This window comes from Pseudomonas sp. SLFW, assembly GCF_009905615.1.
Lineage (GTDB): Bacteria > Pseudomonadota > Gammaproteobacteria > Pseudomonadales > Pseudomonadaceae > Aquipseudomonas > Aquipseudomonas bambusae.
The window spans coordinates 26564-41722 of the sequence record NZ_JAAAKW010000010.1; the positions used below are offsets into that span (position 1 = coordinate 26564).

The following is a 15159-nucleotide window of genomic DNA, read 5'->3' on the forward strand; positions in this document are numbered from 1 at the left end:
ACGTCTTGCGCGTGATTGCAGCAAGACCTGCGCCAGGGTTGCCTTTCGACCTTGGGTAATCTGCGCAGTGTAGCCACTTGCGCGCGGGCCTTCCCGGCTAAATGGTCAATACAGAACGCTCCTACGCACATCTCCGATCAGTCGCCATTGCCGACCAGCGCGCAATCACCAATAATCGCCGCCTTGAGAATCAATCGCAGACGCCAATGAATCCCGCCAGCATCCACCGACCGAGCATACTCGCCATTGAAGACGATCCCGTGCTCGGCGCGTTCGTCCATGATCAACTGGACCGTTGCGGCTTTCACGTCACCTGGTGCCAGAACGGCTCGGAAGGGCTCGAACGTGCGCAGAAACAGGTCTTCGACGTGGTGCTGATGGATATTTTGCTGCCAGGCATGAACGGGTTGGACATCCTCATTCACCTGCGTCGTCGCCATGCGACGCCCATCATCCTGATGTCGGCGTTGGGCGCTGAAGCGGACCGCATCACCGGCTTTCGCCATGGCGCCGACGATTACCTGCCCAAACCGTTCAGCGTCGATGAGCTGCGGGTGCGCATCGAAGCCATCCTGCGGCGGGTTGAACTGGAGCGCCGTTTCAACACCGTGATCGACGTACCGGTGGCACTGAGCATCAATGAACTGACGTTCGACGAGGGCCTGTGCGATGTCACCTTCGGTCGCAAGGCCGCGCAGTTGACCCGCAGCGAATACCGCCTGCTGGAAACCCTGTGGCGCAACCCCGAGGACGTACTGAGCAAACCCTTCCTTTATCAACATGTGTTGCAGCGCGGGTATTCCCAGCATGACCGCAGCCTCGACATGCACGTCAGCCAGATCCGTCGCAAGCTCAAGGCGATTGGCTACGAAGCGCATCAGGTGCGCACGGTGTGGGGCAAGGGCTACGTGCTGACGGCGGCGGAAGCGGATGCCTGATCGTCGTTCCCGTTTGCCGGGCAGGCATTCGCTGTTCTGGAAACTGGCCTTTCTGCTGGTGGGTTTTTGCCTGCTGATGATCTGGCTCAGTTGGTATTGGGGGCGTTATGTCGAAACCCAGAATGCCTTTCTTTCCCCTGAAGCCCGACGCGTACTCAACGGTTATGCCGCCGAAGCGGAACAAGCATGGGTGGTGGGCAACGAGAAGGGCATCGATGACTGGCTGCGTGAACTCCGGCGCCATGAGCCCGGCTGGGTGGGCGTCATCGGCCACGACCTGCAATCGCTGAGCAGCATCCCTCTCGACGACAACCAGATGCAGCGCCTGACCTTCATGCGCGGCGTCGACTGGCCCATGAGTCGCCGACAAAAAAATACCCCCTGGCTGAAGATCCCCTTTCCCAATGACCCCGGCGTCGGCAGCCTGATCATCGAACTGCCGGAACGCTTCAAGCCAGGGCGTTATGCGCTGGTCTGGCAGATGCTGACCAATGTCGTGATTCCGGCGTTGTTCACCTTGCTGCTGTGCATCGGGCTGTACCGATTGCTCATCCGCCCGCTCAACCAGCTGCGAGAGCAGGCCAATGCGTGGCGGGCGGACCGTCTGTCCAATCGCCTGTCGCCACAGATGACCTCCCGGCAGGACGAATTGGGCGAACTCAACCGTGCCTTTGATCATATGGCCGCCCGCCTGCAATCGACAGTGCAGATTCAGCAGCAGTTGCTCCGCGACCTGTCCCATGAACTGCGCACACCGCTGAGCCGATTGAGAGTGGCCTGTGACAGTGAGCAGAGTCTGCCGGAGCTGCGCGAACGCTTGAGCCGGGAAGTCGACGGCATGCGTCGGTTGGTGGACGACACCCTGCATCTGGCCTGGCTCGATGCCGAGCGAGAAAAGCTGCCCGACGAAGACATTCAGATGCTGGCGCTGTGGGACATGCTGGTGGACAACGCCGGTTTCGAAAGCTGCTGGCCTTCGCGGCAGTTTGTCTGCGATCTGGACAGCGACTGCTGGGTCCGGGGTCATCTCAATACCTTGGCGCAGGCGCTGGAAAATATCCTGCGCAACGCGATTCGTCATTCACCCTCCGACGGCATCGTGCGCTTGGGTGGGCGTCGGGAGGGCGAGGACTGGCTGTTGTGGCTGGAGGATCAGGGCGGCGGGGTGGACGAAAGCGACCTTGAGCGCATCTTTGCGCCGTTCATCCGCCTCGATGGCGCCCGGCCCGGGGATGGAGGGTTTGGGTTGGGGTTGAGCATCGCCCGCAATTCCTTGCGCTTGCAGGGCGGTGACATGTGGGCCGAGAACACCCAGAGGGGGTTGCGGATGATCATGCGCTTGCCTGCCAAAGAAACAGAGCTCGTCACCTGACCTGTAGGAGCGAATTCATTCGCGAAAAATGGATCAGGCGATGGACAGGTGTTGCTTGGGCAGCCGCTTCGCGAATGAATTCGCTCCTACAGGGGAATTTGCGATCAAGCTCAAACACCGGGGCCTGCTTTATGCCCTTTGGTTATATCCCACTCACTTTGCGTGATATGGGCTTGGGGCGATTGCCGGTATGATAGGCGACCCCCGCACGTCTGGACCTCGAACACGCCATGACCCTGCAGTATCAAACCATCGCCGATTGCGTCGGCAACACCCCGCTGGTGCGTCTGCAACGCATGGCCGGGAACACCAGCAACACGTTGCTGCTCAAGCTCGAAGGCAATAATCCGGCCGGTTCCGTGAAGGACCGTCCGGCGCTGTCGATGATCACCCGTGCCGAGCTGCGCGGTCAGATCCACCAGGGCGATACCCTGATCGAAGCGACCTCCGGCAATACCGGCATCGCCCTGGCCATGGCTGCGGCGATCAAGGGCTATCGCATGATCCTGATCATGCCGGACAACTCCAGCGCCGAACGCAAGGCCGCCATGACCGCTTATGGCGCCGAGCTGATTCTGGTCAGCAAGGAAGAAGGCATGGAAGGCGCCCGCGACCTCGCCGAGCGCATGCAGGCCGAAGGCCGTGGCAAGGTGCTGGACCAGTTCGCCAACGGCGACAATCCTGAAGCGCACTACGTCGGCACCGGCCCGGAAATCTGGCGGCAGACCGGCGGCACCATCACCCATTTCGTCAGTTCCATGGGAACCACGGGGACCATCATGGGCACCTCGCGTTACCTCAAGGAACAGAATCCGGACATTCAGATCGTCGGCCTGCAACCCATGGACGGCGCATCGATTCCCGGCATTCGTCGCTGGCCCCATGAATATTTGCCGAAAATCTATCAGGCCGACCGTGTCGACCGCATCGTGGACATGGCCCAGAGCGAGGCCGAGGACGTGATGCGTCGTCTGGCCCGCGAAGAAGGCATCTTCTGCGGCGTGTCTTCGGGCGGCGCGGTAGCGGGCATGTTGCGTTTGTCTCAGGAAGTCGAGAATGCGGTCATGGTCGCGATCATTTGTGACCGTGGCGACCGTTACCTGTCGACCGGTGTCTACGATGCGCCCAACTGATGGCCAAGCGTGAAACAGGCCTGCGTTTCCAGCCCAGTGGTGGCACCCGGACAACGCAGGTCCCGACCGGTAAAAAGCAACGTTTGAGCATCGAACGACTGGCCAACGACGGGCGCGGCATCGGCTTCGTCGAGGGCCGGACCTGGTTTGTTGCGGGCAGTCTGGCTGGCGAAGAGGTGGAAGCGCGCGTATTGGGCGCCCACGGCAAAGTGGTCGAGGCGCGCACCGAACGCGTGTTTCAGGCCAGCCCGTTGCGCCGCCCGGCACCCTGCAAGCACTTCGGTCGTTGCGGTGGGTGCAGCGTGCAGCAGATGCCCCACGACGAACAACTTGCCCTGAAACAGCGCATGCTCGCCGAGCAGCTGAGCCGGGTCGCAGGCGTCGAACCCGAAGAGTGGGCCGCTCCGTTGACCGGCGATGAATTCGCCTACCGTCGACGCGCGCGCGTCGCCGTTCGCTGGGACGCCAAGGGTAAACAGCTGGAGGTCGGCTTCCGCGCGGCCTCAAGTCAGGACATCATCGCCATCGACGAATGCCCGGTGCTGGTACAGGCCTTGCAACCGATCATGACGGCGTTACCGGCCATGTTGCGCAGCTTGAGCAAACCCCAGGCGCTGGGGCATGTCGAGCTGTTCAGCGGTTCGGCTAACGCTGTGCTGTTGCGCCACACCGCGCCGCTGGTGGAAAAGGACCTGGACACCCTGAAGGCATTTTGCGACACCCACGGCGCGCAACTCTGGTTGCACGGCGAGGGCGAGCCGCAGTCTGCGGACCCGGCAGCACAATTGGGTTTTCATCTGGGGCCGTGGAATCTTGAGCTGGCGTACCGGCCCGGAGACTTCGTGCAGGTCAACGCACAGGTCAACGAAGCGATGATTGCACAGGCGCTTTCGTGGCTTGCGCCTCGTTCGGATGAACGAGTGCTGGACTTGTTCTGCGGGCTTGGTAACTTCGCTCTACCGCTGGCGCAAATCACGCGCGAAGTGGTGGCGGTGGAGGGGGTCGACGTCATGGTTCGACGGGCTGCCGAGAACGCGGCGAGCAACGATTTGCACAACGTGAAGTTTTATCAGGCGGACTTGTCGCAACCACTGGACAAAGCGCCGTGGGCGGCGGAAGGTTTTTCCGCGGTCCTGCTCGACCCCCCGCGTGACGGGGCGTTCGAGGTGGTCGGCAAACTCAGGAAACTGGGGGCCGAACGGTTGGTGTATGTGTCGTGCAACCCGGCAACTTTGGCGCGCGACACGGTCGAATTGATCAGGCAGGGCTACCGATTAAAACGTGCCGGAATTCTCGATATGTTCCCGCAGACAGCACATGTCGAGGCAATGGCGTTATTTGAAGCGAGTAAGTGAGACAAGCAGGGCTTCAGGAAGCAAGCCGACGTCTCACAGGGAAACTCGTTTAATCCGACTGGCCCGCGCATGCGAGACCTTGCAAGGCCCGCAAGGAGCATGCGCTGAGAAGGCCGGCGACTGATGGCGCATTTCATCGCGCCTTAGGGAAGGTAAGCAACATGGTACAGGTGAGAGCGCACCAGCCGATAAACACAGACGGCAGTATCAACCTCGACGCATGGCTTGATCATGTGGTCAGCGTCGACCTCGCAGTGGACCGACAGGCTTTGAAGGAAGCCTGTGAATTTGCCCGTGAAGCCGAGCAACAGGACAACGCCGCCAAGAACCTCTGGGCGGAAGGCACGTCGAGTTTTCAGACGGGCCTGGAAATCGCTGAAATCCTGGCCGACCTCAAGCTCGACCAAGACTCGCTGATTGCGGCCGTGATTTACCGCGCCGTACGCGAGGGCAAGATTCCTCTGCCCGACGTCAGCCAGCGTTTCGGGTCGACGGTGGCCAAGCTGATCGACGGCGTGCAGCGCATGGCCGCCATCAGCGCCAGTCTCAGCCCCCGGCAATCACTCGTTCTCGGCACGCAGGCCCAGGTAGAAAACCTGCGCAAGATGCTAGTGGCGATGGTCGATGACGTGCGTGTCGCGCTGATCAAGCTGGCTGAACGGACGTGCGCCATTCGCGCCGTGAAAAACACCGACGACGAGAAGCGCAACCGGGTCGCCCGGGAAGTCTTCGACATCTATGCACCGCTGGCCCATCGACTGGGTATCGGTCACATCAAGTGGGAGCTGGAGGACCTGTCCTTCCGCTACCTGGAGCCGGAACAGTACAAGCAGATCGCCAAGCTGTTGCATGAACGCCGCCTGGATCGCGAGCGCTTCATCACCGACGTCATGTCGCAGCTGGAAAACGAACTGCTGGCCACCGGGGTCAAGGCCGACATCAGTGGCCGGGCCAAACACATCTATTCGATCTGGCGAAAAATGCAGCGCAAGGGTCTGGAATTCAGCCAGATCTACGACGTTCGCGCCGTACGCGTGCTGGTCCCGGAAATGCGCGACTGCTACACCGCGCTGGGCATCGTCCACACGCTGTGGCGGCACATCCCCAAAGAGTTCGACGATTACATCGCCAACCCCAAGGAGAACGGTTATCGCTCCCTGCACACCGCGGTGATCGGCCCGGAAGGCAAGGTGCTGGAGGTGCAGATCCGCACCCACGCCATGCACGAAGAGGCCGAGCTGGGCGTTTGCGCGCACTGGAAGTACAAGGGCACTGACGTCAAGTCCGGCTCCAACCACTACGAAGAGAAAATCTCGTGGCTGCGTCAGGTCCTGGAGTGGCATGAAGAGCTGGGCGACATCGGCGGTCTGGCCGAGCAGCTTCGCGTCGATATCGAGCCGGACCGGGTGTACGTGTTCACCCCGGACGGTCACGCCATTGACCTGCCGAAGGGCGCGACACCGCTGGACTTCGCTTATCGCGTGCACACTGAGATTGGCCACAACTGCCGTGGCGCCAAGATCAACGGGCGCATCGTGCCGCTCAACTACAGCCTGCAAACCGGCGAGCAGGTCGAGATCATTACCAGCAAGCATGGGGTCCCGAGCCGCGACTGGCTGAACTCGAACCTTGGCTACATCACAACCTCGCGGGCACGGGCGAAGATCGTTCACTGGTTCAAACTGCAGGCTCGCGACCAGAACGTCGCGGCGGGCAAGGTGTTGCTGGAGCGCGAACTGGCGCGTCTGGCGTTGCCGCAGGTGGACTTCGACAAGTTGGCGGAAAAGGCCAACATGAAGATCGCCGAAGACATGTTCGCGGCCCTCGGGGCGGGCGACCTGCGTCTGGCGCAATTGATGAATCTGGCGCAGCAACTGGTCGAGCCAGAGCGGGGCAACGAGCAACTGGAGCTGATTCCGCGCAAAGCCACCGGTTACAAGCCTGGCAAGCGCGGCGACATTCAGATTCAGGGCGTCGGCAACCTGATGACGCAAATGGCTGGCTGCTGCCAGCCGTTGCCGGGCGATCCCATCGTCGGTTACATCACTCAAGGCCGTGGCGTGAGCATTCACCGTCAGGACTGCGCCTCGGTGTTGCAACTGGGCGGGCGCGAGCCTGAGCGGATCATTCAGGTCAGTTGGGGGCCGGTGCCGGTCCTCACCTACCCGGTGGACATCATCATCCGCGCCTACGACCGGTCCGGCCTGTTGCGTGACGTCTCTCAGGTGCTGCTCAACGAGCGCATTAACGTTTTGGCGGTCAACACCCGCTCGAACAAGGAAGACAACACCGCGCTGATGTCGCTGACCATCGAAATTCCGGGGCTGGATGCGCTGGGTCGCCTGTTGGGGCGGATTTCGCAGCTGCCGAACATCATCGAGACGCGGCGTAATCGCACGCCCTAGAAGCAGCTGTGAGTTTTGAGCTGCAAGCTGCAAGTTGTCTGTGTACAGCTTGCGGCTTGCGGCTAAGAGTGAAGAGATTTTTTGAATGTATACCTTGGATGATCTGCTGAACCTCATGGCGCGCCTGCGCGATCCGCAATACGGCTGCCCGTGGGATGTGAAGCAGAATTACGCGACCATTGTGCCGCACACTCTCGAAGAGGCCTACGAAGTGGCCGACGCCATCGAGCGCGGTGACTTCGATGACCTGCGCGGTGAGTTGGGCGATCTGCTGTTTCAGGTGGTGTATTACTGCCAGTTGGCGCGGGAGGAAAGGCGGTTCGAATTCGACGGCGTGGTCGATGGCATCACCCGCAAGCTGATTCGCCGTCACCCTCACGTATTCCCCACCGGGGATTTGTATGCGCCGCTGGAAACGCCGCGCCTGAGTGAAGACCAGGTGAAGCACCGCTGGGAAGCGATCAAGGCCGAGGAACGCGCCGAAAAGGCCCAGGCCCCGGAGCAGTTGTCGTTGCTCGACGACGTGCCGAATGTTTTGCCTGCCTTGTCCCGCGCTGCCAAATTGCAGAAGCGCGCGTCGCAGGTCGGTTTCGACTGGCCCGAAGCGCTGCCGGTGGTCGACAAGGTGCGCGAGGAACTGCAGGAAGTCCTTGAAGCCATGGCCGACAACGATCAGGCAGGCATCCACGAGGAAATCGGCGATTTGCTGTTCGTGGTGGTCAACCTGGCACGCCATCTCAAGGTCGATCCGGAAAATGCACTGCGCGCCGCCAACGGCAAGTTCGAGCGGCGCTTTCGTTTTATCGAACACGCCTTGCGCGAGACCGGCCGCCCCATCGAAGATTGCAGCCTTGAAGAAATGGATGCGCTCTGGGGCGAAGCCAAGCGCCAGGAAAAGAACACGCCCAACTGCGGTTGAGTCGATCATTGAGAGAGAGAAGATAAATGGCGGGTATTTCCCTTCGTGACCAGTTGCTCAAGGCAGGTCTGGTCAACGAGAAGCAGGCCAAACAGGTCGCCAAGAACAAGCAGAAAGAGCAACGTCTGGTGCACAAGGGCCAGGCCGTTGCCGACGATGCCGCCCAGCGCGCCGCCCAGGACGCCATGGCCGAAAAGGCCAAGCGCGATCAGGAGCTGAATCGCCAGCAGCAGGAAAAAGCCGAGCAGAAGGCCCGTACCGCGCAGGTCAAGCAGCTGATCGAGGCGACCCGTCTGCCGAAGCTGACCACCGAGGATTACTACAACTTCGTCGATGACAAGAAGGTCAAGCGCCTGTCGGTCAACTCGCTGATGCGCAGCAAGCTGAGCAACGGTTCGCTGGCCATCGTTCACCACGGCGGCACCTATGAAGTCATCCCTCGCGAGGCCGCGCTGAAAGTGCAGGAGCGTGATCCACGCCGTATCGTGCTGCTCAGCGAGCCGACGGAAGAGCCGGATGGCGACGATCCGTACGCCGCGTACAAGATCCCTGACGATCTGATGTGGTAACTCGGACACCTGTAAACGGTGAACCACGTGTAAGCAAATTCGTTCGCGAGAGGCCGGTACATCCGACGTCGCTTCGTGACTGTCACACCGTATCGCGAATGAATTCGCTCCCACAGGGGCGATCGGAGTTGCTGAATATCGCTGTAAAACGACAAAACCCGCCTCGGCGGGTTTTGTTTTGATGCGATTCAGTAGTGACGTGTTGCTTGAACTACGTGTTGCTTGCCATTTTCTTGGCTTCTTGTTCTGCAAGCTCTGATGCGTAACGCTGGGCGTCCGATTCGTGGTGGAACAGGCCTACCAGTTGATCTTGTTGGCGCACTTCGAAGATCTGGATGCCGTCAGCGATGCTTTCGTGGGAAATGTGGGCGTCGTCGCGTTCACTTACAGTTACAGTCATATCGGAAACTCCTGACTCTTTGAAATCTGCGGCAGGACGTCGCAGTGGCTCCTTTATAGAATTGGGTAGCTTGCTAAGTAAACGAGCGATTTCTGCAAGAGTTATTTGCCGATTGCGTAACAGTGGTGCAAATGCCTGTTTTTGAAGGGTGTGCGGCGTTTTGTCGCACTCGCTTGAAGGGCATGAAGAATCTTTCATAAAGGCTTGAGGAACAAAATACGCCACGAAACCGGCGCTATGCCTCGATCCCCAAGCCTCAATTTTCCTAAAGCGCGTTACGGCTGTGACGGTAGTCGCTGACGGCTTCATACACCGCTTTGCGCAGACGGTTGATGCCGCCGATGGGTCGGTGCGCTTCTACGCCAAACCACGGGTTGAAGGACTGGTTGTCGCACGCCAGGTTTTGCTCGGGTGTATCGAAATCCTGGGGCGCGACCCGAACCTTCGCCACGGTGTCGAACGGGGCATCGCTTTCCTTCCATTCGATGCTGGTGTCTTCGATCGGCATGAACGTTTGCGGATTCTGCCGCTGAATCTGCAACACGAAACACGCGGGGACGCGGTCGGTGGACAACTGCTGATTCAAGGCCGTGCGCAAGAAGTTCGGCAGGTCCCGGTTCTGTTTGGGCAGGGTGTACGGCGGGCAGCTTTGCGGGTCCGGCGCGACCCGGAACTTGGCGTTGGCGGTGCCGAACTTGTAAGGGGAGACCGAGTAATACGTGGTCTCCGTCGGGCTGGCGGGTGCAGGCGACAGCGTTGCCAACGCGATGAACAGGTGCCGCACTTGCCAGCTTCGCGGGTCAAGGCTGGGGAAGAACGCCAGGACTTTCTGGCCGTCGGCCTGGGCCCCGATGTTCTGTGCGTATTCGGCCACGTCGCTGACGAAGAAGTTCGGGTGGCTGAACATCACGAAGTCCTGTTCCGCTCGGCTTTGTTGGTCTGCCAGCAATTGTTTGCCTGGCACGTCCAGCAGTTTGAGCGCCATGCCCCGCGCATCCCGAATGCTGTCGAATTGTGGATAGGCGTTGCCGTTAGACAGGCGCATGACCGCTTGCCAGGTTTTACCCGGCTCGGCGAACACCCCTTGGCGCAAGGCCGGGTCGAGGTCTTTCAGCACGCTCACTTCGGCCTTCACGCAGCCGTGGGCCTTGGCATGGGCATCACGCAGGTAGCGCGTGGGCTCGCGGTGCTGGTCGACGATGCGCACCGCCGTTTGAATGATGCCTTGGCTCATGGCCGCTTCACCGGGCGGAATCTGTTCTTCCACGGGCACCGGACCGCGGTGCTGCCAGGCGAACCAGACGCTTGATACCGCCCAGCCCAACAGGCCCAGCCCGATGAGCCACAGCAGGGTCTTGCCCAGAAATGAACCCAGACGCAGCCAGAGCCGCCCGAGCCAAGTGTGTTGCGTGTCGCGATGTCGAGTGATCATGGCAATTGTTGCTCCAGCGGTCCGCCCAGCACTTTCAGGTATTCCACCAACGCCCAGCGCTCTTGAGGCAACAGGCCGCGTCCTATCACGCCGTTGCCTCGCTTGCCGTCGCGGAATTCGTGACCGCTGTTGTGGTTGCCGGAGATTTTCGTGTCGAACAGAAAGGCGTTTTTAAAGGCTGCGGTTTCGAAGCCCAAGTGCAAGGGGTCGTAGTTGAAGGTGCCTTTGTAGAAAGTCGTGCTGCGCTCGTCCTGAGGGGAGAGCAACTGATAGATCGTCGGCACCGAGCCGTTGTGCAGGAAGGGGGGTGTGGCCCAGATCCCGTCCAGCGGCCGGGCTTTGTACGCGCGCAATTCCTGAACCGCGATGGGCAGGCCGAATCCGTCCATGGCGGGGCGATCGGCGATGGGGACGTTGGCCGCGTTGTAGGCGTTGTTTTCGACGTAGGCAGTGATGTACGCCAGCGCTTTGGCCGAGGTCACGTTGTGCGTGTCCAGCGGTGTCGTCGGTTTAGGGACTAGATGAACGTTGGTGAGGTGGTCGAGTTCGTCCTGGGTCCACTTCAGCGCGCTCACGTCGTAGTGGTTGTCGGCGATGTTATTGGCCGTGTTCGGGTCGGTGCCGACTTCCGCCACCGGGATCATGTTCAGGTATTGCACGGTCCGGCCGTCCACCACGCTGTGGGGCGGGACGTGGCAGCCTGCGCAATTTTCGGCAAACAAAGCGCGACCCTGAGCGGCCAGCGGCTTGTTCACCGGGCCGAACAGTTGCTCTGGCCAGACCGGTGGCTTCAGGCGCTGCAAGGCCCGTTCGATGGTGTCGAGGTCGCGCACCCGGACGCTGGAGGGGTAGCGGTCAGCCACCTTGAGCGGCTGGCCTGCAGCGTCGAAGAACGTCAGGGTCGCGCCAACACCGAGGGATTCCCCGACGTTGCGCGCCATTGGCTGTTTGGCCGAGCCGTTCCACTGCACCCAGTCGAAGGTCCAGATGTCCCACAGGTGCGGATAGTCCACGGGGGCATTGGCGATGCGGTAGTTGTCGGGCGAGATGGCGTCGCCGAAGGTGGCGTTGGCGATGCGACCGAAGGCATCGGTCCGGCCTGGCCCTTCTTCGGTGGGGTAGAGGCCACGATGGGTGTCGTTCCACGCGGTTTTGGCGAAGGTGTTCAGTGACTGCTTGAACTCGTCACGCAGCTGATCGTGGGAGGCATCGTAGCGGTCGCCCAGCACGCGGCGGGCGAAACGTTCGAATTTCCACGGGTTGTAATAAGTCGCCACGAGGCTGGCGACCAGCGCCTGACCGAAACTCCCACCGCGCAGAGTTGGCACGCTGGACGGCAAGACATGCTGCGCGCTGCCGCCATCGATGCGCAGGGCCTGCCCCTTGAAATGCAATTCGCCGGTGTGGCACGCGGAACAGGTGATGTCCAGGTACTCGACGGTATGGTCAGGGTTCTGATGGCGGGTGAAACCGACGGGCAGGTTGCCGGGGTTCAGCGCGGTGGCGACCTGCTTGGGATCGATCAGGAACCCGAAACGGGCGAGGTGTTCGGGCGCGGCGAAGCGGTCTTCGGAGAATGGCATCTCCAACGCCGTGAGCCAGTTGTAGTGCAGGCCTTTGACTTGCGTCCCCTGTGGGGTGAAGTAATAGGTCTGACGGTCGCTGTCGTCCCATTGAGGCTGATACTGCACCTGCTCGACAGGCGTGTATTCAGGCAGTTTCGGGTTGATGATGTAATAAATCACCACCGCCAGAATCAGCACGACCACAGCGAGCAACAGCAGCAATGCACGGCGAAATATGCGCAAGATAACCATCCTTGTCCGTTTTTTGGTGTCCTTATGACATCACGCCAATCCCATGGCAAGTGACGTGACGCTTTAATCCCGACGGTCGAGCATGCAATAAAAAGCCCGCTGATGTCAGCGGGCTTTTCGAGGTCAATGGCAGGAGCGAAAAATCAGCTGCCCTTGACCGACTTACCGTTCACCGTGCCGTCCTGCAGCATGATGTTGTATTCCTTGCCGTCGGTCTCGACCTGCTGCAGACGCACCAGCAAATAGTCGTAATCCTTGGCAAACCACATCACGGTGGTGCGCTTGTTCTGCGTCGGGTCGCGCACGCGCTCGACCTTGATCGCATCGACCGAACCGACCTTGGTGGCCACTTTCTCGGTGCCCAGCACGCGGAAATCGTAAGCATCGACTTCGTCACCGTCGACAACCTGATAGGTCATGCTCTTCTTGCCCGCTGCCACGTCGTGCTGCAGGGCGAGTTGATAGGTGGATTTGTCCAGAACACCGGTGTTCAGAGGGATTTTCACCGCGTCGTTACGGTCGGTGCCGGTGATGAATTTGGTGGGCCAGTCGAACACCAGGTCAACCGTTTTGCTCTTGCCCAAACCGCCACGTTCGAAGTGGTAGGTCTGTGGCAGCAGTTGATCCTTGTCGACCTTGAGGGTGCTGACCTCGGTCAGACTCGCGATCATCATCGAGGCCTTGAAGCTCAGGGTCCAGGTGCCGTTGGCGTTTTTTTCCAGGCTGCGGGTGGCGCTGCCGCCGCCGACCGGGAGCTGTTTGAAATCAGCGGTGTAGCTGGCGGCGAAAGGTTGAAGGTCTGCCGCGTTGACCGCAGGAATGGCGAACAGAGCGAGGGCGAAGAGCAAAGCGCGACGCATAATTTCTCCCGTCTTTACAGTGAGGGGCCACATTGAATGGCCGGAATCAAATGGCCGCTTGAGCCCAATGGCTGACCGTCGAGGGTCGCTCCCTGTTCGCTCAGGGCCAGACGGCCTTCAGCGAACCAGCGGATCGCCAGCGGGTAAATCAGGTGTTCCCGAGCGTGAACCCGTTGTGCCAGCGTGGCAGGCGTGTCGTGCAACTCTACCGAAACAACAGCCTGTACGACCAGAGGGCCCCCATCGAGTTCCTCTGTGACGAAGTGCACGCTGCACCCATGTTCGGCATCGCCCGCTTCGAGCGCCCGTTGATGGGTGTGCAAGCCTTTATACAGGGGAAGCAGTGACGGATGTATGTTCAGCAGCCGGCCGTGGTAGTGACGCACGAAACCCGGGGTGAGAATGCGCATGAAACCGGCCAGTACCACCAGTTTCGACGAGAACGAATCGATCAGTTCGATCAGCGCCGCGTCGAAGGCCTCGCGACCTTCGTAGGCTTTGTGATCGAGAACGCGGGTGTCGATGCCCGCGTTCTTCGCGCGCTCAAGCCCGTAGGCATCGGCGCGGTTGGAAATCACCGCGCGAATGCGAGCCGGGCTCGAACCGTCCTGAAAGCTGTCGATCATCGCTTGCAGGTTACCGCCAGTGCCGGACAGCAGCACCACCACGTCGCAGGGTTGGGGCATGTCAGCCTTCAACGCTTCCGGCATCGCCACGTCGGACATCAATGTGCCTTGACGTTTTTCAGCTCGACTTGTGCAGCACCTTCGGCCGCGACGCCGATCTGGCCGATGACCCATGGCTGCTCGCCGGCTTCACGCAGGGCGTTCAGCGAGGCTTCGACGTGTTCCTGCGCCACACAGATGACCATGCCGACGCCGCAGTTCAGGACGCGGTGCATTTCGTGCTCGTCGACGTTGCCTTTCTCTTGCAGCCAGTCGAACACGGCAGGGCGGGTCCAGCTCGCCACGTCAACCACGGCCTGTGCGCCTTCTGGCAGGACACGCGGGATGTTGTCCAGCAGACCGCCGCCGGTGATGTGGGCCATGGCTTTGACGGCGCCAGTGTCCTTGATCAGCTTGAGCAGTTGCTTGACGTAGATGCGGGTCGGCGCCATCAGCAGGTCGGTCAGCGGTTTGCCGTCCAGCTGGATGGTTTTGATGTCGGCGCCGGAGACTTCGATGATCTTGCGGATCAGCGAGTAGCCGTTAGAGTGCGGGCCGGACGACGGCAGGGCGATCAGGGCGTCGCCCGCCACCACTTTCGAGCCGTCGATGATTTCGGATTTTTCCACGACGCCAACGCAGAAACCGGCCAGGTCGTAGTCTTCGCCTTCGTACATGCCAGGCATTTCAGCGGTTTCGCCGCCGACCAGCGAGCAACCCGCCAGTTCGCAGCCTGCGCCTATGCCGGTCACGACCTGAGCGGCGGTGTCGACGTTCAGTTTGCCGGTGGCGTAGTAGTCGAGGAAGAACAGCGGCTCTGCGCCGCAGACGACGAGGTCGTTGACGCACATGGCGACCAGATCGATGCCGATGCTGTCGTGTTTGTTCAGGTTCAGGGCCAGGCGCAGCTTGGTGCCGACGCCGTCAGTGCCGCTGACCAGGACCGGCTGTTTGTAGCCGGCCGGGATTTCGCACAGCGCGCCGAAGCCACCCAGGCCGCCCATCACTTCCGGGCGCTTGGTGCGCTTGGCGACGCTCTTGATGCGTTCGACCAATGCTTCACCGGCGTCGATGTCTACACCGGCGTCTTTGTAGCTCAGGGAGGGTTGCTTGCTCATGATCCAGGCCTTTAGGGGGGATTCGGGGTAACGACCGAGGTGGGTGCGGCGCGTGGCCGTGTCATCGCCGGTCTGCGAAGGCGCGCGATTTTATCAGGGTTGGGCCCAAGCGGCCATCCTTGGGCCGACGGGCAGGGCCATCGATGAAGAAAAAATAACCCGTTCGTTCAGGGTTT

At 60.8% G+C, this 15159-nt stretch carries 13 protein-coding genes; 7 read left to right on the plus strand and 6 right to left on the minus strand.

Features of this window, described 5'->3' with window-relative positions:
• Positions 1-206: 206 nt before the first annotated feature.
• From GVN17_RS18065 to GVN17_RS18095, 7 genes are all read left to right on the plus strand, one after another.
• Complete coding sequence (locus GVN17_RS18065; protein ID WP_166596621.1) at positions 207-938, plus strand: response regulator transcription factor; 732 nt, start codon at positions 207-209, stop codon at positions 936-938.
• On the plus strand, positions 931-2310 hold the full coding sequence (locus GVN17_RS18070) for a sensor histidine kinase (RefSeq protein WP_166596622.1): 1380 nt from the start codon (positions 931-933) through the stop codon (positions 2308-2310). Before GVN17_RS18065 ends, GVN17_RS18070 begins: the two co-directional genes overlap by 8 nt.
• Before the next feature lie 230 nt (positions 2311-2540).
• Positions 2541-3443: a cysteine synthase CysM gene (cysM, locus tag GVN17_RS18075; RefSeq protein ID WP_166596623.1), complete on the plus strand. Its 903-nt coding sequence runs from the start codon at positions 2541-2543 to the stop codon at positions 3441-3443.
• Positions 3443-4798 (plus strand): 23S rRNA (uracil(1939)-C(5))-methyltransferase RlmD, encoded by a 1356-nt coding sequence (gene rlmD / locus GVN17_RS18080; protein WP_166596624.1) that lies wholly within the window; start codon positions 3443-3445, stop codon positions 4796-4798. Before cysM ends, rlmD begins: the two co-directional genes overlap by 1 nt.
• A 161-nt stretch (positions 4799-4959) precedes the next feature.
• Complete coding sequence (gene relA, locus GVN17_RS18085; RefSeq protein ID WP_166596625.1) at positions 4960-7203, plus strand: GTP diphosphokinase; 2244 nt, start codon at positions 4960-4962, stop codon at positions 7201-7203.
• An 85-nt stretch (positions 7204-7288) separates the two neighbouring features.
• Positions 7289-8122 carry a nucleoside triphosphate pyrophosphohydrolase gene (mazG, locus tag GVN17_RS18090; RefSeq protein ID WP_166596626.1) on the plus strand — a complete coding sequence of 278 codons (834 nt, stop codon included), beginning with the start codon at positions 7289-7291 and terminating at the stop codon, positions 8120-8122.
• A 26-nt stretch (positions 8123-8148) separates the two neighbouring features.
• Positions 8149-8691 (plus strand): DUF2058 domain-containing protein, encoded by a 543-nt coding sequence (locus GVN17_RS18095; RefSeq protein WP_166596627.1) that lies wholly within the window; start codon positions 8149-8151, stop codon positions 8689-8691.
• Positions 8692-8902: 211 nt separating this feature from the next.
• Here GVN17_RS18095 and GVN17_RS18100 read toward each other — a convergent pair whose 3' ends face one another.
• The 6 genes from GVN17_RS18100 to purM all read right to left on the minus strand — a co-directional run bounded on the left by GVN17_RS18100 (position 8903) and on the right by purM (position 14983).
• Positions 8903-9091, minus strand: a complete 189-nt coding sequence (locus tag GVN17_RS18100) for a hypothetical protein (RefSeq protein ID WP_166596628.1) — start codon at positions 9089-9091, stop codon at positions 8903-8905.
• A 265-nt stretch (positions 9092-9356) separates the two neighbouring features.
• Positions 9357-10523 (minus strand): catalase family protein, encoded by a 1167-nt coding sequence (locus tag GVN17_RS18105; RefSeq protein ID WP_166596629.1) that lies wholly within the window; start codon positions 10521-10523, stop codon positions 9357-9359.
• Positions 10520-12331, minus strand: a complete 1812-nt coding sequence (locus GVN17_RS18110; protein ID WP_166596630.1) for a di-heme-cytochrome C peroxidase — start codon at positions 12329-12331, stop codon at positions 10520-10522. Before GVN17_RS18110 ends, GVN17_RS18105 begins: the two co-directional genes overlap by 4 nt.
• A gap of 152 nt (positions 12332-12483) precedes the next feature.
• Positions 12484-13200, minus strand: a complete 717-nt coding sequence (locus GVN17_RS18115; protein WP_166596631.1) for a DUF3108 domain-containing protein — start codon at positions 13198-13200, stop codon at positions 12484-12486.
• Positions 13201-13214: 14 nt separating this feature from the next.
• Positions 13215-13886, minus strand: a complete 672-nt coding sequence (gene purN, locus GVN17_RS18120; RefSeq protein WP_166596793.1) for a phosphoribosylglycinamide formyltransferase — start codon at positions 13884-13886, stop codon at positions 13215-13217.
• Between the two features lie 38 nt (positions 13887-13924).
• Positions 13925-14983 (minus strand): phosphoribosylformylglycinamidine cyclo-ligase, encoded by a 1059-nt coding sequence (gene purM / locus GVN17_RS18125; protein WP_166596632.1) that lies wholly within the window; start codon positions 14981-14983, stop codon positions 13925-13927.
• Positions 14984-15159: the final 176 nt, after the last annotated feature.